The sequence below is a fragment of the Haemophilus sp. HMSC061E01 genome (assembly GCF_001810345.1).
In the GTDB taxonomy this organism is placed as follows: domain Bacteria; phylum Pseudomonadota; class Gammaproteobacteria; order Enterobacterales; family Pasteurellaceae; genus Haemophilus_D.
On sequence record NZ_KV801005.1, the window covers coordinates 205,134 to 221,559 of the forward strand.

19 protein-coding genes are annotated in these 16,426 nt (G+C 39.5%); 1 reads left to right on the plus strand and 18 read right to left on the minus strand.

Features of this window, described 5'->3' with window-relative positions; all coding sequences use genetic code 11:
- Positions 1-210 precede the first annotated feature (210 nt).
- The 10 genes from pal to HMPREF2732_RS04495 all read right to left on the minus strand — a co-directional run bounded on the left by pal (position 211) and on the right by HMPREF2732_RS04495 (position 8,127).
- Complete coding sequence (pal, locus tag HMPREF2732_RS04455; RefSeq protein WP_049384292.1) at positions 211-681, minus strand: peptidoglycan-associated lipoprotein Pal; 471 nt, start codon at positions 679-681, stop codon at positions 211-213.
- Positions 682-705: 24 nt separating this feature from the next.
- Positions 706-1,989, minus strand: coding sequence for a Tol-Pal system beta propeller repeat protein TolB (gene tolB / locus HMPREF2732_RS04460; RefSeq protein ID WP_049366381.1), 1,284 nt, complete (start codon positions 1,987-1,989; stop codon positions 706-708).
- Between the two features lie 41 nt (positions 1,990-2,030).
- Positions 2,031-3,284, minus strand: coding sequence for a cell envelope integrity protein TolA (tolA, locus tag HMPREF2732_RS04465; protein WP_070591484.1), 1,254 nt, complete (start codon positions 3,282-3,284; stop codon positions 2,031-2,033).
- A gap of 18 nt (positions 3,285-3,302) precedes the next feature.
- Positions 3,303-3,722, minus strand: coding sequence for a colicin uptake protein TolR (tolR, locus tag HMPREF2732_RS04470; protein WP_032803822.1), 420 nt, complete (start codon positions 3,720-3,722; stop codon positions 3,303-3,305).
- 78 nt (positions 3,723-3,800) lie between these two features.
- Positions 3,801-4,487, minus strand: coding sequence for a protein TolQ (tolQ, locus tag HMPREF2732_RS04475; RefSeq protein WP_005696675.1), 687 nt, complete (start codon positions 4,485-4,487; stop codon positions 3,801-3,803).
- A 20-nt stretch (positions 4,488-4,507) separates the two neighbouring features.
- Positions 4,508-4,936: a tol-pal system-associated acyl-CoA thioesterase gene (ybgC, locus tag HMPREF2732_RS04480; RefSeq protein WP_178162665.1), complete on the minus strand. Its 429-nt coding sequence runs from the start codon at positions 4,934-4,936 to the stop codon at positions 4,508-4,510.
- A gap of 71 nt (positions 4,937-5,007) precedes the next feature.
- A complete protein-coding gene (gene ybgE / locus HMPREF2732_RS04485; protein ID WP_049369237.1) occupies positions 5,008-5,295 on the minus strand; it encodes a cyd operon protein YbgE in 288 nt (95 codons plus the stop codon).
- A gap of 2 nt (positions 5,296-5,297) precedes the next feature.
- Positions 5,298-5,396, minus strand: coding sequence for a cytochrome bd oxidase small subunit, CydX/CbdX family (locus tag HMPREF2732_RS09770; protein ID WP_101494276.1), 99 nt, complete (start codon positions 5,394-5,396; stop codon positions 5,298-5,300).
- A gap of 11 nt (positions 5,397-5,407) precedes the next feature.
- Positions 5,408-6,547 (minus strand): cytochrome d ubiquinol oxidase subunit II, encoded by a 1,140-nt coding sequence (cydB, locus tag HMPREF2732_RS04490; RefSeq protein ID WP_070591486.1) that lies wholly within the window; start codon positions 6,545-6,547, stop codon positions 5,408-5,410.
- 14 nt (positions 6,548-6,561) lie between these two features.
- A complete protein-coding gene (locus HMPREF2732_RS04495) occupies positions 6,562-8,127 on the minus strand; it encodes a cytochrome ubiquinol oxidase subunit I (protein ID WP_049370505.1) in 1,566 nt (521 codons plus the stop codon).
- 458 nt (positions 8,128-8,585) lie between these two features.
- Here HMPREF2732_RS04495 and HMPREF2732_RS04500 point away from each other — a divergent pair, with 458 nt between their 5' ends.
- The gene (locus HMPREF2732_RS04500) at positions 8,586-8,906 is read left to right on the plus strand and encodes a DUF5339 domain-containing protein (protein ID WP_049364495.1); all 321 of its coding nucleotides are present in this window, start codon (positions 8,586-8,588) and stop codon (positions 8,904-8,906) included.
- A gap of 55 nt (positions 8,907-8,961) precedes the next feature.
- Here the strand turns inward: HMPREF2732_RS04500 and ruvB are convergent, their stop codons facing one another.
- From ruvB to aspS, 8 genes are all read right to left on the minus strand, one after another.
- On the minus strand, positions 8,962-9,969 hold the full coding sequence (ruvB, locus tag HMPREF2732_RS04505) for a Holliday junction branch migration DNA helicase RuvB (RefSeq protein WP_041918230.1): 1,008 nt from the start codon (positions 9,967-9,969) through the stop codon (positions 8,962-8,964).
- Positions 9,970-9,982: 13 nt separating this feature from the next.
- Positions 9,983-10,594 (minus strand): Holliday junction branch migration protein RuvA, encoded by a 612-nt coding sequence (ruvA, locus tag HMPREF2732_RS04510; protein WP_070591489.1) that lies wholly within the window; start codon positions 10,592-10,594, stop codon positions 9,983-9,985.
- A 58-nt stretch (positions 10,595-10,652) separates the two neighbouring features.
- The gene (gene ruvC / locus HMPREF2732_RS04515; RefSeq protein WP_070591491.1) at positions 10,653-11,225 is read right to left on the minus strand and encodes a crossover junction endodeoxyribonuclease RuvC; all 573 of its coding nucleotides are present in this window, start codon (positions 11,223-11,225) and stop codon (positions 10,653-10,655) included.
- A gap of 50 nt (positions 11,226-11,275) precedes the next feature.
- Positions 11,276-11,710, minus strand: a complete 435-nt coding sequence (locus HMPREF2732_RS04520) for a hypothetical protein (RefSeq protein ID WP_049366389.1) — start codon at positions 11,708-11,710, stop codon at positions 11,276-11,278.
- A 17-nt stretch (positions 11,711-11,727) separates the two neighbouring features.
- Complete coding sequence (locus HMPREF2732_RS04525; RefSeq protein WP_005697071.1) at positions 11,728-12,468, minus strand: YebC/PmpR family DNA-binding transcriptional regulator; 741 nt, start codon at positions 12,466-12,468, stop codon at positions 11,728-11,730.
- Positions 12,469-12,515: 47 nt separating this feature from the next.
- Complete coding sequence (gene nudB / locus HMPREF2732_RS04530; RefSeq protein ID WP_070591493.1) at positions 12,516-12,974, minus strand: dihydroneopterin triphosphate diphosphatase; 459 nt, start codon at positions 12,972-12,974, stop codon at positions 12,516-12,518.
- Between the two features lie 101 nt (positions 12,975-13,075).
- Complete coding sequence (locus HMPREF2732_RS04535; protein ID WP_070591496.1) at positions 13,076-14,344, minus strand: NRAMP family divalent metal transporter; 1,269 nt, start codon at positions 14,342-14,344, stop codon at positions 13,076-13,078.
- Between the two features lie 269 nt (positions 14,345-14,613).
- On the minus strand, positions 14,614-16,380 hold the full coding sequence (aspS, locus tag HMPREF2732_RS04540) for an aspartate--tRNA ligase (protein ID WP_070591499.1): 1,767 nt from the start codon (positions 16,378-16,380) through the stop codon (positions 14,614-14,616).
- Positions 16,381-16,426 lie beyond the last annotated feature (46 nt).

Consider the following 16,426-nt stretch of genomic DNA (forward strand, 5'->3'; position numbering starts at 1 on the left):
GTCCGCTGCTCTACCGACTGAGCTAACGACCCACATTGTTTCGTAACAGGTGCGTATATTACCGATTTTATTTTCTGACGCAAGAAAAATCTGAAGAAATTGTGCTAATTGCGTGAATACTCGTCAATTTGTGCCAATATCTTAGAACAAATAAAAAAAAGGAGAGTATTTCTACTCTCCCTTTTTCTAAGAATCAAAATTCTCTAAAAATTAGTATGCTAACACTGCACGACGGTTTTTAGAGTATGCTGCTTCATCGTGACCTAACACTGCAGGTTTTTCTTCACCGTAAGAAACAGTTGATACTTTACCAGCGTCAACACCTTTACCAGCTAAGAAACCTTTAACTGCATCAGCACGACGTTGACCTAAAGCGATGTTGTACTCTGGAGTACCACGTTCGTCAGTGTTACCTTCAACAACCACTTTAGAAGCTGCAGTTGCATTTAAGTATGCAGCGTGAGCATCTAAGATTTGAACGTATTCACCTTCGATGTTGAATTTGTCGAAACCGAAGTAAACGGTGTTGTAACGTTGTTGAAGATCTTCAACAGAGTAACCACCGAAAGTTTGGCCGTTGTTGTTAGCACCGTTGCCTGCTGCATCGTTGTTTGATGAGCTACATGCTGCTAATGCAGCTACTGAACCAGCAACTAATAATGATTTAACAAATTTGTTCATTAGATTTCTCCTCAATGAGTTTTTTTATTTAGTCAAGTATGGAGACCAAGCTGGAAATTTCACTTGGCCATTACTTCCTGGAAGACTCGCTTTAAAGCGACCATCTGCAGAAACTAATTGTAACACCTTTCCTAACCCTTGTGTAGAGCTGTAAATAATCATGATACCGTTAGGAGAAATACTTGGGCTTTCACCTAAGAAAGATGTACTTAATACTTCAGAGCTACCGCTGGTGAGATCTTGTTTTACCACGTTATTATTACCGTTGATCATCACAAGTGTTTTACCATCACTACTGATTTGCGCACTACCGCGACCGCCAACTGGTGATGCACCACCACCGCTTGCACTCATTCGATAAACTTGTGGTGAACCACCTCTATCTGAAGTAAAGAGAATTGAGCTACCATCTGGAGACCATGATGGTTCCGTATTATTACCCGCACCGCGAGTTAATTGAGTAGGGGTACCTCCATTTGAGCTCATTACATAGATGTTTAATAAACCATCTTGTGAAGAAGCAAACGCAAGTTTAGAGCCGTCTGGAGAGAACGCTGGCGCACCGTTATGGCCAGGGAAAGAAGCAACCACTTTACGAGAACCTGAACCTAAATCTTGTACAACAAGTTGAGATTTTTTATTCTCAAAAGATACGTAAGCTAAACGTTTACCATCTGGAGACCATGCTGGAGACATAATTGGTTGTGAGCTACGATTTACGATGAATTGATTGTAACCATCATAATCTGCTACACGAACTTCATAAGGTTGCGAACCACCATTTTTTTGCACTACATAAGCAATACGAGTTCTGAATGCACCACGAATACCAGTTAATTTTTCAAATACTTCATCACTCACAGTGTGCGCACCGTAACGTAACCATTTATTAGTCACGGTATAGCTATTTTGTGCAAGCACTGCACCTGGCGTACCTGATGCGCCCACAGTATCAACTAACTGATAAGAAATGTTATAACCACTACCAGTTGAAGTCACTTGACCTACAACAACAGCATCAATACCTAAAGCAGTCCAAGCCTCTGGTTTCACTTCTGCTGCGGTTGTTGGTTGTTGTGGCATTTGGCTTACTGGAATTGGATTAAATTTACCACTATTACGTAAGTCATCCGCAACAATTTGACCAATATTTTCAGGTGCAGAACCTGCGAAAGGAACAACTGCGATAGGACGAGCCCCATCAACCCCTTCATCAATCACAATTCTAACTTCATCTTCTGCCATTGCTGTGCTTGCAAATGCAAACATCACCACAAATAGCCCCATAACACGTTTGATCAATTTCATTTAATCACCTTATTTTAACGTTGTTATTTTCCTAAAACCGATTATCGAGCATTGATATCAAAATCGATAGTCGGCGCTTTATATTTCTCATACACTGCATCAGATGGTGCCGCTGGAACTTTTTTCGTTCTTGCTACCGCACTCATTGCCGCAGTACAGATGTCATCAGGTCCAGAAACTCGTTGGTAAGCTAAAATAGTACCATCTCGACCGAGTTGAATTTTAATGCGGCAAACTTTACCGGCAAAACTTGGATCTTTTAAGAAGCGGCGTTGAATTTCACGCTTAATCACACCTGCATATTGGTCACCGACTTTGCCACCGTCTCCGGCCCCTAGTCCAGCACCACTACCTTGTGTACCGCCTTTATTCGCATTGCCACCTTTAGATGCGCTACCACCACCGATGTCACCACCATTCATGAAATCATCTAAAGCTGCTTGATCCGCTTTACGTTTTGCTGCATCAGCTTTCGCTTTTGCATCAGCCTTCGCTTTAGCTTCTGCATCCGCTTTAGCTTTTGCTTCTGCCTTCGCTTTTGCTTCAGCCTCTGCTTTCGCTTTTGCATCGGCCTCAGCTTTCGCTTTCGCCTTAGCATCTGCTTCTGCTTTAGCCTTGGCGTCTGCCTCAGCTTTTGCCTTCGCTTTTGCTTCAACCTCTGCTTTCGCTTTCGCCTCAGCCTTGGCTTTAGCATCTGCTTCTGCTTTTTCTTTCGCTTTTTGAGCTTCAGCTTGTGCCTTCGCTTTCGCCTCTTCTTCAGCCTGTTTAGCGGCTGCCGCTAAACGTTTTGCCTCAGCTTCAGCTTTCAACTTCGCTGCCTCTGCAGCTTGTTTTGCTTTTGCTTCTTCAGCTTGTTTCTGTTTTTCTAACGCCTCTTGACGAGCAAGCTCTTGCTGCTGTTTTTGCTTTTGCTTTTCAATTTCTTGCTGCTTTTGTTTTTCAAGTTCTTTTTGACGTTGAATTTCCTGCTGACGCTTAATCTCTTCTTGTTTCGCAATTTCTTGCTGATTTGGTTCAGGTTCAGGCTCTGGTTTTTTCTCTTCAACTACAGGCTCAGGTTTCTTCTGTTTATCAGTTTGACCTTTTTTCTGTTGTTGAATACGTCCCCACTCCTGTGCTGCGCTGCCAGTATCGACCATCACAGCTCCCATGGCATCACCTTCACCTTCTCCACCACCCATTATTTCAACGGTTTGATAAAGAGAGCTCCAAATCAACAAACCAAACAATGCAAGGTGCATCGCAATAGAGATGACAAACTCATTTGCACGTTTTTTTCGTCGATTATTCTGCACGGTTTTACCTACTTATTCTTAAATTGGGTTAGTCATTAAACCCACAGACTTAATGCCGGCAAGATGTAGTAAATTCAGTGCTTTAATCACTTCTTCATAAGGTACATCTTTTGCTCCACCCACTAAGAACATTGTGTTATTGTCTTTATCAAATTCTTGTTTTGATAATTGGGTTACCATTTCTTCGTTAAGGCCTTCTTGGCGTTGACCACCAATCGAAATCGAATACTGCCCAACACCTGCTACTTCTAAAATAACCGGTGTTTTATCTTCATTTGATACATTTTGACTTTGCACCGAATCAGGGAGTTCCACTTGAACGCTCTGACTGATAATCGGCGCGGTTGCCATAAAAATTAACACTAAAACTAAAAGAACATCGAGAAATGGCACGATGTTAATTTCAGATTTAATGTCTTTACGCTGACGACGAGCCATAATTTCCTCTAAAACTTCGCTAAAATCCACCGCACTTTTCGTTTTATTTATTAAGTGCGGTCAATTTTTCATTTATTTTTAATGGGGCGCTTTACCAAAAGCTTGACGATGTAAAATTGTGGTGAATTCATCAATGAAGTTACCATAATTTTGTTCAATCGCATTTACACGTAAGCTTAAACGGTTATACGCCATTACAGCTGGAATCGCCGCAAACAAACCGATTGCTGTTGCGATCAAGGCTTCTGCAATACCTGGAGCAACCATTTGTAATGTTGCTTGTTTCGCACCACTTAATGCCATAAATGCGTGCATGATCCCCCAAACGGTACCAAATAAACCAATATATGGACTTACAGAAGCCACTGTCGCTAAGAAAGGTACACGACTTTCAAGCGCTTCTACTTCACGATTCATCGCAAGGTTCATCGCACGAGTGGTACCTTTAATGATTGCTTCTGGCGCATCTGCGTTCACTTGTTTTAAGCGAGAGAATTCTTTAAAACCAACAAAGAAAATTTGTTCGCTACCAGTTAATACTTCACGACGATTAGATAAACCATCATAAAGTTTATTTAAATCTTCACCAGACCAGAAACGATCTTCAAAAGTGTTCGCTTCTTTTAACGCACTCGTCAAAATACGGCTACGTTGAATGATGATTGCCCAAGAAATAATTGAGAACGAAATCAAGATCACAATTACAAGTTGAACAACGATACTCGCTTTTAGAAAAAGATCTAAAAAGTTCAATTCTGCAGTCATTGCATACTCCGAAAAGTTATTTACTTTAAAAATGCCGCTTTTAATTCTTCAGGAATTGCGACAGGTTTCATTTTGCCTAGATCAACACAGGCTACCTTAACAGTAGCCTTTGATAACACCACTGCCTCACGAACTAACCGCTGTTCAAAGAGAATTGTTGCTCCTTTCACTGCCGTTATTTCCGTTTCGACAATAAGATAATCATCCAATTTTGCCGGAATACAATAGTCAATAGACATGGTTTTGACCACAAAAGCTAATTGTTGTTCCTGCAATAATGATTGTTGGGAAAAATTAAGCGTTCTTAAATATTCAGTTCGCGCACGCTCAAAGAAATGTAAGTAACGTGCGTGATACACTACTCCGCCAGCATCCGTGTCCTCATAATAAACACGAACCGGAAAGGTAAAACATTGGTTATTCAAAATAATGCTCAAATTATCAGCCATAACAAGCCGCTTATTTTAGAACCTGTTCATTAGATGTGCAAGCTCCAAATAATAATATTTGTCTATCGTTCTTATAAAAACCAATGCTGAACAATGGCAATTATTGTGGTGAAATAACCAATAAATGGCAAGAAAACGAGCTGCCATATTGCTCGGCGAATATCGAATCCGATACCGTGGATCCACAAATTAATCAATCCCCAAAAAATCGCAAGAATCCAAGCTGGATGTGCAGTACGAAGTGCGGTCGAAAATTGATTTAAATTAAAAAAGAAAGCCGCGGTTAAAAATAACGCTAAAATAAACGAAAGGGTTCGCAAGGAACCCTTATTACTTAATTGATAGAGTGAATTAATCATCATTACTCGTCAAATTTGCCTGACTTTTCTTTACCAATGGTCAATTTAGCACTCACCATAACTGCAGCCAACACACCCACTACCCAAATTACATATAACATATTGTTTCTCCTTAGTATAATGAGTTTTTGTTGTCTTCAACAAAGCTTTCATCCAAGCGACCAAACATTTTGTAGTATGACCAAGTGGTGTAAAGCAATGAGATGGTAACGAATACTAATACCAAGTAGAACATTAAGTTTAATGTTAATTGACTTGATGTTGCATCCCACATTAACAAGCTTTGTTCTGGATGAGTACTTGAAGGCATTACAAATGGGAACATTGATACTGCCGCAGTGATAATCACACCAGCCATTGTTAATACTGAGAATAAGAACGCGAAACCGCAACGATTTGCTTTAGATGCAACCACATTCAATAATGCACCAACTACTACTAATGCTGGGAATGCCCATAAAGCTGGATTTTCATTGAAGTTTTTGAACCATGCACCTGCTTCAACTGCCACTTGTTTACCTGAAGCTGGCGCTGATGCTGCAAAGTGATCAATCACGCTAGTCACCACATAACCGTCTTTGAAAGAAAGCCATACACCTGCAAGTACAAAAGTAATTAATGTCACTAATGCACCAATTTGTGTAATTGCTCTTGCGCGATCACGCAATGCTGCAGTGGTTTTCATTTGTAACCAGTTCGCACCGTGAGTCACTAACATTGCAAGGCTTAACACACCGCAAAGTAATGCGAATGGGTTTAATAATGCAAAGAACGAACCTGTGTAAGTTGCTTGTGAAAGCTCATTTAATTCAAATGGTACACCTTGTAATAAATTACCAAATGCTACACCGAATACTAATGCAGGTACAAAACCACCCGCAAACAAGCCCCAATCCCACATAGCACGCCATGTTGGGTTATCAATTTTCGCACGATATTCAAAACCAATTGGACGGAAGAATAACGCAGCTAACACGAGGAATAAGGCAATATAGAAGCCTGAAAACGCTACAGAATAAACAATCGGCCATGCCGCGAAGATTGCACCACCAGCACTTAATAACCAAACTTGGTTACCATCCCAGTGTGGAGCAATAGAGTTAATCATAATACGTCTTTCTACTTCTTTCTTACCTGCTACGGGTAAAAGTGCGGTCACGCCCATATCGAATCCATCTGTTACAGAGAAACCGATAAGCAATACAACAACTAGCACCCACCAAATAATACGTAGAATTTCATAATCAAGCATAATCCATCTCCTGCTTATTTAGATGATTGCTCAAAATAGTATTTGCCGGTTTTCAATGCACTTGGACCTAAACGTGCATATTTAAACATCAAATACATTTCCGCAATGATGAAGAAGAAGTAAAGTACACAAATTAAACCGATAGAGAACCATAAGTCACCTACACTCAAGTTAGAGGCAGACACACCCACCGGTAATACTTCATAAATCGCCCATGGTTGACGACCAAATTCAGCTAAGAACCAACCAAATTCAATCGCTAAGAATGGCAATGGAATACCCCAAAGCAATGCTTTAAGTAATAAGCGAGAAGAAGTCACTTTGTTACGTAAATTTTGAACAAATGCACCAAAGGTCAGTAAAATAATTAAACCACCTGCGGCTAACATACCACGGAATGCCCAGAAGTTAGGACCGACATTTGGAATAGTATCACGTGCTGCTTGTTTAATTTGTTCATCCGTTGCATCAACAACTTTATCTGTGTAACGTTTTAATAATAAACCGAAACCTAAATCACCTTTGACTTCATCAAATTTTGCTTTAGTTTCAGGATTTACTTGGCCTGCTGATTTTTTCTCTGCTTTTAATTGCGTGAATAAATCATAAGCAACCATACCGTTACGAACACGACCTTCATTTTTCGCTTGAATATCTTTCAAACCAACAATTTCAGTGTCTAAAGAACGCGTTGCAATTAAACCACCTAAGTAAGGGATTTCAATCGCAAAATCATTTTTCATTTCAGCGGTATTTGGAATCGCAACTGGATGGAATGGCGCTGGCGCAGGATGGGTATCAAACTCAGCTTCCATTGCAGCCAATTTCACAGGTTGTGCTTTACCAATTTCATAACCTGATTCATCCCCCATAATTAATACAGCTGATGCAGCGATAAAACCAAAAGTTGCCGCTACAGAGAATGAACGTTTAGCAAAACCAATATCGCGGCCTTTTAATAAATAGAATGCACTGATACCTAATACAAACATTGCACCGGTTGTATAACCTGCTGTTAATGTGTGTAAGAATTTACCTTGCGCAACTGGATTTAACCAAAGATCTAAGAAGCTGGTCATTTCCATACGAATGGTTTCAAAGTTAAACTCTGCCGCTACCGGATGTTGCATCCAACCATTCGCGACTAAAATCCACATCGCAGAAAGGTTTGAACCAAAGGCTACGCAGTAAGTTGCGAGTAAGTGTTTACCTTTAGTTAAACGATCCCAACCGAAGAAGAATAGACCCACGAAAGTGGACTCTAAGAAGAACGCAAGTAATGCTTCGATTGCTAATGGCGCACCGAAAATATCACCTACATAGTGAGAATAATAAGACCAGTTTGTCCCGAATTGGAACTCCATGATAATACCGGTCGTCACCCCTAGAGCAAAGTTAATACCAAATAACTTACCCCAGAATTTTGTCATATCTTTATATACTTCTTTGCCCGTTTTAACATAAATGGTTTCCATGATCACAAGAACGAAAGATAAACCTAATGTTAATGGTACAAAAATGAAGTGATATAACGCAGTTAATGCAAACTGCAAGCGTGAGAGATCAACAACGTCTAACATCTCAACTCCTTGTATAAATCTACAAGATTTTCACTTTATGATTACCAAGGATAACCCCAAATAACCACCCCAAACTACTCAACAGAAATTGTTAAGAAATATTGAATTATTTACGTAATAATTGCCTTTTCTATTCTCAAAACAGAATACAGTAACCAATTACAGTATAAATATTCAAAAATTTGCCCTATTCTACTACTATTTATGAGGATAAAAAACAGAAAAAACCGTTATCTTGATCACATTTTTTGATATAAGTTACAAAATACCCTATTTTGCATAACAATGACAAAATTGATCCACATCAAATTCTGTATTTTTTGCTCAAAATGGAAAAATTTATCTATCACAAGGAAACTTTATTTAAAAAAAATGGACAAAATAATCACTAGACAGGGCTGCAAGATTTTGCTATTTTTTAGCCTAATAATATTTGGAAAGATTTGTAGGGATTTACAATGAAAAAAATTTGCGTAATTTTGACCGCACTTTTCGGTTCTATGGCATTATCTGCCACTGCAGCACCTCTTACAGAAAACAAAGCTGCTCTTCCACAACAATGCACACAGTTATTTAAAGAAACAGAAAATTTGATTGCCCAAGCAGAAAAACAGCCGGGTACTCATACTCAAGTAGGTAAAATCAAAAGCAAACTAAATCAAAGCAAACAGCAAATTCTTGAAATGGAATTAGCGACTCAACAAAAAAGCTGTGATGTGGGTTTAGCAAGATTAAATAGTATGAAGAGCTATACTGAAGGAACTGAAGGAACTAACTAAGCAGGTTTCAAAAAGAAAGGACAGATTGATATCAATATGTCCTTTTTTCTATCTCTTATTCTGACGGCTTCTGAAGTCCGAAGTGTCGATAAGTTAACGAAGTCGCAATTCGGCCTCGAGGGGTTCGCTGTAAAAATCCTTGTTGAATCAAGTAAGGTTCTAAAACATCCTCGATAGTGTCTCGTTCTTCACCTATTGCTGCTGCCAAGTTATCTAATCCAACTGGTCCACCATCAAAACGTTCAATCACTGCGGTAAGTAATTTTCTATCTAAGTAATCAAAGCCCGCATCATCTACATCTAACATTGAAAGCGCTTGTTTCGCAATGTCTGCCGAAATAATGCCATCATTACGCACATCAGCAAAATCTCGAACGCGACGCAATAAACGGTTTGCAATACGAGGGGTGCCACGTGAACGACGAGCCACTTCAAAAGCGGCTTTATCTTCTAATTCCAGATTTAAGCAAGAGGCACTTCTTGTCACAATAGACGTTAAATCTTCAACGGAATAAAATTCTAAACGCTGAACAATACCAAAACGATCACGTAGTGGCGAAGTTAAAGAACCCGCTCGAGTTGTTGCACCAATTAATGTGAAAGGTGGTAAATCCAATTTAATTGAACGTGCCGCTGGCCCTTCGCCGATCATAATATCTAGCTGATAATCTTCCATTGCTGGATAAAGCACTTCTTCAATCGCAGGGGAAAGACGGTGAATTTCATCAATAAACAACACATCATGCGGTTCAAGATTTGTCAGCATTGCCGCTAAATCGCCAGCTTTTTCAAGAACAGGCCCTGATGTAGTGCGAATATTCACACCCATTTCATTTGCCACAATATTAGCTAGCGTCGTTTTCCCTAAGCCTGGAGGGCCGAAGATCAAGAGATGATCTAGGGCATCTTGACGCAATTTCGCCGCTTTAATGAAAATATCCATCTGTTCTCGCACTTGTGGCTGTCCCACATAGTCCGCTAAAAGCTTTGGACGAATCGCACGATCGATGACATCTTCATCCATCTTTGCCTGACTGCTAATAATTCTATCTGCTTCGATCATATCTGTTTAATCTTTATAATGCGGCTTTTAAAGCTTCGCGAATTAATTGCTCACTGCTCAAGTCAGCTTTAGCGACTTTTTTCACCATTTTTTCAGCATCGGTTGGTTTATAACCTAACGCAACCAATGCAGCAACCGCTTCATCTGTAGAGCTTTCAGCTTGGCGTAATTCTGAAGTTGACGGAATATGCTTGCTCTCCACAAAGAAATCACTTTGGCGAACATCTTTAAACTTCCCTTTTAACTCTACTAATAAACGTTCAGCCGTCTTCTTGCCCACACCAGGAATTTTAACTAATTTTGACAGTTCTTCTCGTTCAATAGCATAAGCAAACTGCTCTACTGACATAGCTGATAAAATCGCGAGTGCCAATTTAGGACCAACACCATTGGTTTTAATTAATTCACGGAATAAAGTACGGTCAGTTTTTTGGGCGAATCCAAAAAGAAGATGCGCATCTTCACGCACAACAAGATGGGTAAATAAAGTGGTTTCTTGCCCGATTTCTGGTAAGTCATAAAAACTGGTCATCGGTAACAATAATTCGTAACCGACGCCTTGTACATCAAGCAAAATTTCAGGAGGTTGTTTTTCTAATAAGATGCCTTTTAAACGACCAATCATAAGATTTCCATGTAAAAAAATTTTGCATAGAATAAAATAAAACTGGATATTAATCCAGTTAAATTTTTAATCTAAATCGACCTCGGCTGTATCTTGTTTTTAAAAGTGCGGTCATTTTTTCGTGTGTTTCTGTCGTTTTGATCGAGCTAGCAATATGCAAAGAATGTTGAATGGTATGGGCATGGGTAATCGCAATAGCTAAAGCATCTGCCGCATCAGCTTGTGGTTTATCTGAGAGCTTCAAAATTCGTGTCACCATGTCTTGAACCTGGACTTTATCTGCAGAACCAATCCCAACGACAGTCTGTTTCACCAAACGAGCCGCATATTCAAATACCGGTAAATCATGGTTCACTGCCGCCACAATCGCCGTACCACGTGCTTGCCCCAGTTTTAAAGCTGAGTCAGCATTTTTAGCCATAAACACTTGTTCAATAGCAAACATATCGGGCTGAAATTGCGTGATGATTTCTGTCACGCCAGCATAAATTCGTTTTAAGCGTGTAGGTAAATCCTCTACCTGCGTGCGGATTGCTCCACTACCAAGATATTCTAAATGCCGACCATTTTGTCTAATCACTCCATAGCCTGTTACACGAGAACCTGGGTCAATGCCTAAAATAATACTCATAAATTCTCAAAAATAAACGGCCGGTCAATGCCGGCCGTTTTTAGCGTTAATTATTGGTTTGCTTTTGCAGTTGCTTTTGCATCTACATCACAGTTTTTCACAACAATTTTATCTGCTTTTTTGCCTTTGATTAAAAGATTTACTGGCGCAACAGAATCAAATTTATCTAAAGTTAAACCACTATCTACGTTCCAAACATATTTGCCTGAAGTAAATGAAGTGAAGTCTTTTTGAGCTGCATCACGAGCAAAATCTTTCGCGATAACTTTGTTACCCACCATCACCATTGCTGCTGTTGGCTCTTGGTTTTCGAATTGATAAACTGCAGTTACAGTTTTCTTGTTACAGGTATAAACTACTGTTTTATCCGTTACAGTAGGGGTGGCCATTTGTTCCGCTTTGTTTTCCATTTTTGGTGCATCGCTTGCACACGCAGATAAAACAACAAGAGCGGCCATTGCTGGTAATACTTTAGCAAATTTCATTATAAATCTCCTTAAAATTACAGCTGAGCTGCAACTTCATCACTAATTTCACCGTTATGATATACGTTTTGTACATCGTCACAGTCTTCTAACATGTCAATTAAACGCAACAATTTAGGCGCAGTTTCAAGATCAAGATCAACCGTTGTTGATGGAATCATTGTCACTTCTGCATTATCAATTTTAAATCCTGCTGCTTCGATTGCATCGCGCACAGAACCTAAATCTTCCCACGCAGTATAGATTTCGAATGAACCATCATCTTGTGGTTGAACATCATCTGCACCGGCTTCAATTGCCGCCTCCATTAACGCATCTTCTTCACCTTGGCTAATTAAAATCAAGCCTTTTTTGCTGAATAAGTAGCCTACAGAACCTTCAGTCCCTAAGTTACCACCACATTTAGTGAAACTTGGGCGAACCTGTGAGATGGTTCGGTTTGCGTTGTCACTTAGACACTCAACCATCACAGCAGTTCCACCTGGACCATAACCTTCGTAAATTCTTGTTTCCATATTGGTGTCATCGCCACCACCCACACCGCGTTCAATCGCGCGGTTAATGGTATCACGAGTCATGTTACTCGATAAGGCTTTATCTACTGCCGCACGTAAACGCGGGTTTGCACTGACATCACCGCCACCAATTTTTGCTGCAGTGACTAATTCACGAATTAATTTTGTAAAAATTTTACCGCGTTGCGCATCTTGTGCTGCTTTACGGTGTTTAATATTTGCCCACTTACTATGGCCTGCCATGTTGTTTTCCTTCTTATCTTAAAAACGTTTTTAAATGAAATCCTCTTCTATAGAGGAAAGCCGTTCATCAAATATTTTTTGATGGCCTCGGCATTATTCGGTGATTTCGTCATTTGGATCGCATCTTCTGGTAAAACCCATTGATACGCCAAATGCTCACTTAATATCGGTTTAAATTCCTGCTCAACTGCCAATAAAAACCAATTTTCATGACAGTGAGTCACATTCGGTGCGTATTTATAGCGGAAATGTGGGAAAATTTCAAATTCTATACTCTCTTTACAATCAAAAAGTGCGGTCGAATTTTCTTCTATTTTTAATCCTACTTCTTCCCAAACTTCTCGAATTGCTGTTTCTCTTGGTGTTTCATTGGTTTCCAATGTCCCCGTAACGGATTGCCAAAAGCTGGGATCATCTTGGCGCTGAAGCATCAGAATGCGATGCGTACTTTCCGCATAAATTACCACGAGAACCGATTGATTATTTTTATATTTCAAGCTCGTCATCTACATAATTGAGAATGGGTAGCATCATACCTTTTCTACTAAAAACTTTCAAAAAAATTACCGCACTTTAAAACTAAAGTGCGGTAATTATCTCAATTATTTTAGTTTAACCAGCCAGCTTGTTGGGCGATAAACAAGCCTGCAAAGGCTGTTAAGTAGAATAAACCGATAAGGGATAACCACAATAATCCGCCTTTTACACTGTGTTTCGCGTGCTTAGTCAGAGATAAATTCAACCAAGCAAAGATTGGTGCAGAAACAAATGAAGCAATCATCGCGAATTTCAGCATTGGGCCTACTGCATTATTAAAGTAGAAAATAATCGCTAAACCAGATAACGCCGCAAAAATCATACCGATATTAAGAATTCTCACAGAGCTTTCTTGTTTACCGAATAAGATACGCAAAGATTCAACGTTGGTACGAGAGTAACCATCAATGACTGTAATTGTTGTACCAAACATACACATGAACGCAATGACTGCAATTAATAAGCGAGACCATTCACCGATAGTACTTGCATACATATTGATAAGTTGTGCGATATATTTTCCGCCAACCATCTCTACGGTTTCAGGAGAACCATATTGTACCAATGCACCAAGCGCTAAAAATACGACAGCTAAAATTGCTGTACCGATATAACCCACGTTGAAGTCAAATAAACCATCTTCATAAGATACTTTCGTTAAACGACGTTTTGCTACCACCCACATAGAGTTAACAGCAGAAATTTCAATCGGTGCAGGCATCCAGCCCATTAAGGCCACTAAAAACGCTAATTTACTTAATTCCCATGGAGAAGGCGCTACAAAATCAGGTGCGGCTACGCCATTGATACCATTACGCATAAAAGCAATCACGACAGCGCTCACGGTTGTTACCGTTAAAGCAATCATGATGATTTTCGATAAACTATCTAATAAACGGTATTTACCCAACAATAAAATGCCGGTTGTCACAAGAATCACTAATGAGCTTAATACTGGCATTGGAAGTGGAATTGGTGTAATAAAGGTTAAAATTGCTGCCGTTAATAATCCCACTGCAGCAGTATTAATTACTGTGGCAAAAACGTTTAAAGCAAGGAATAACCAAAGGTAGAACTTCCCTTTTTGACGGTAACCTTCTAACAACGTATTACCGGTATCTAGGGTATATTGAACACCGAAACGGAAGAAAGGATATTTGAATAAATTAGCAAGAATAACAATGCTCACTAATTCCCAACCATAGATCGCACCCGCTTGGGTGGATGCAATAATATGTGAACCACCAACAGCTGCTGATGCCATCACGATTCCAGGGCCTAAGGCTGAGAATTTACTCGCCCATGTTGATTTTTCTACTGGAGTTAAAACTTCACTCATAAAATTTTCTCTTATAAATTGACCATAAACCGAAAAAGGTCTTATTTATAATAGAATTTTATCCTTGAGTAAAGTAAATAAAATCCACTTAAAAGCAGTAGTGAAAAATAAAAATCTGATTATTTTATTTTTTCAGAATATAACTTCAAAACAAATAAATTTCACAAGTATTCATACCGAAAAACTGATATCTTTAAGTGAATAAAATTTTTTCAATAAAAAGAAAGTGCGGTCAAAATTGACCGCACCCTATATTATAAATTTTAAACTTATTCAGCTTTCACAACCTGAATACTTAACTCACCTAACGCCTGTGGATTCGCAAAACTTGGCGCTTCAGTCATTAAACAAGCTGCGGCTGTTGTTTTCGGGAATGCAATCACATCACGGATATTTTCAGTGCCTGTTAAAAGCATGGTTAAACGGTCTAAACCAAATGCTAAACCAGCATGTGGCGGTGTACCGAATTTTAATGCATCTAACAAGAAACCGAATTTTTCGCGTTGTTCTTGTTCGTTGATACCAAGAATGCGGAATACCGTTTGTTGCATTTTTGGATCGAAAATACGCACAGAACCACCACCTACTTCATAGCCGTTGATCACCATATCGTAAGCATTTGCTACCGCACTTGTTGGATCGGCTTCTAATTGCTCTGGGCTGAAATCTTTTGGTGAAGTGAATGGGTGGTGCATTGCAGCAAGATTACCCTCTTCATCACGTTCAAACATTGGGAAATCAATCACCCAAAGCGGTTGCCATTCGTCTAAACGAGTTAAGCCAAGATCACGACCTAATTTCAAACGTAACGCGCCCATTGCATCAGTGGTGGTTTGCCATTTGTCTGCACCGAAGAATAAGATATCGCCAGTTTGAGCTTTTACACGTTCAGCTAACGCTTTCCACACATCTTCATTTAAGAATTTCGCAATCGGGCTTTGTACGCCTTCAAGGCCAGCATTAACGTCATTTACTTTCGCCCAAGCCAAACCTTTTGCACCGTAAATACCAACAAATTGTGTATATTCATCAATTTGTTTACGAGTGATTTCAGTACCATTTGGTACACGAATGACTGCCACACGGCCGTTTGGATTGTTTGCAGGCTCATTAAATACTTTAAATTCAACATCTTTAACGATATCTGCCACATCGACTAATTCAAGCGGGTTACGCAAATCTGGTTTATCTGAACCAAAACGAGTCATTGCTTCTTGCCAGGTCATTTGTGGGAATTTACCTAAATCCACACCAATGATGTTTTGCCATAAACCGTGTACCATGCGTTCCATGATCTCACGTACTTCTGGCGCAGTTAAGAAAGAAGTTTCCACATCGATTTGAGTAAATTCAGGCTGACGATCTGCACGTAAGTCTTCATCTCGGAAACATTTCACAATTTGATAATAACGATCAAAACCAGACATCATGAGAAGCTGTTTGAAAAGCTGTGGTGATTGTGGCAATGCATAGAATTTGCCTTTATGTACACGACTTGGCACTAAATAGTCACGCGCACCTTCTGGCGTTGCTTTGGTAAGCATTGGGGTTTCAATATCAAGGAAACCATTATCATCCATAAAGCGACGCACAAAGCTGGTGATTTTTGCACGGGTTTTCAAACGTTGTGCCATTTCTGGACGACGTAAATCTAAATAGCGATATTTTAAACGTTGTTCTTCTGTGTTGTTTTGGTTGAAGTCTAATGGTAAAACGTCAGAGGCATTGTAGATGCGTAATTCTTTCGCCAATACTTCTACTTCGCCTGTCGCCATATTTTTATTAATTTGATTGTCCGGACGCGCGATTACTTCACCTTTAATTTGAATACAAAATTCATTACGTAAGCCTGAAGCTGCAGTTAACGCTTCTTGATATTTCGGGTCAAAACAAACTTGTACGACACCATCACGATCACGAATATCAATAAAAATTAAACCACCTAAATCGCGACGACGGTGAACCCAACCGCTTAATGTTACTTCTTGTCCAATATGGTTGCGGTTTAATGCACCGCAATAATGTGTACGCATCATTTCTATATTCCTTTCATTTTTCTAAAAATGGATAATTAACGCGTTG

Coding starts and splice junctions, on each gene's coding strand:
- pal (WP_049384292.1), bottom strand. CDS start 681: ATGAACAAATTTGTTAAATCATTATTAGTTGCTGGTTCAGTAGCTGCA.
- tolB (WP_049366381.1), bottom strand. CDS start 1,989: ATGAAATTGATCAAACGTGTTATGGGGCTATTTGTGGTGATGTTTGCA.
- tolR (WP_032803822.1), bottom strand. CDS start 3,722: ATGGCTCGTCGTCAGCGTAAAGACATTAAATCTGAAATTAACATCGTG.
- tolQ (WP_005696675.1), bottom strand. CDS start 4,487: ATGACTGCAGAATTGAACTTTTTAGATCTTTTTCTAAAAGCGAGTATC.
- ybgC (WP_178162665.1), bottom strand. CDS start 4,936: ATGGCTGATAATTTGAGCATTATTTTGAATAACCAATGTTTTACCTTT.
- ybgE (WP_049369237.1), bottom strand. CDS start 5,295: ATGATTAATTCACTCTATCAATTAAGTAATAAGGGTTCCTTGCGAACC.
- HMPREF2732_RS09770 (WP_101494276.1), bottom strand. CDS start 5,396: ATGTTATATGTAATTTGGGTAGTGGGTGTGTTGGCTGCAGTTATGGTG.
- cydB (WP_070591486.1), bottom strand. CDS start 6,547: ATGCTTGATTATGAAATTCTACGTATTATTTGGTGGGTGCTAGTTGTT.
- HMPREF2732_RS04495 (WP_049370505.1), bottom strand. CDS start 8,127: ATGTTAGACGTTGTTGATCTCTCACGCTTGCAGTTTGCATTAACTGCG.
- HMPREF2732_RS04500 (WP_049364495.1), top strand. CDS start 8,586: ATGAAAAAAATTTGCGTAATTTTGACCGCACTTTTCGGTTCTATGGCA.
- ruvB (WP_041918230.1), bottom strand. CDS start 9,969: ATGATCGAAGCAGATAGAATTATTAGCAGTCAGGCAAAGATGGATGAA.
- ruvA (WP_070591489.1), bottom strand. CDS start 10,594: ATGATTGGTCGTTTAAAAGGCATCTTATTAGAAAAACAACCTCCTGAA.
- ruvC (WP_070591491.1), bottom strand. CDS start 11,225: ATGAGTATTATTTTAGGCATTGACCCAGGTTCTCGTGTAACAGGCTAT.
- HMPREF2732_RS04520 (WP_049366389.1), bottom strand. CDS start 11,710: ATGAAATTTGCTAAAGTATTACCAGCAATGGCCGCTCTTGTTGTTTTA.
- HMPREF2732_RS04525 (WP_005697071.1), bottom strand. CDS start 12,468: ATGGCAGGCCATAGTAAGTGGGCAAATATTAAACACCGTAAAGCAGCA.
- nudB (WP_070591493.1), bottom strand. CDS start 12,974: ATGACGAGCTTGAAATATAAAAATAATCAATCGGTTCTCGTGGTAATT.
- HMPREF2732_RS04535 (WP_070591496.1), bottom strand. CDS start 14,344: ATGAGTGAAGTTTTAACTCCAGTAGAAAAATCAACATGGGCGAGTAAA.
- aspS (WP_070591499.1), bottom strand. CDS start 16,380: ATGATGCGTACACATTATTGCGGTGCATTAAACCGCAACCATATTGGA.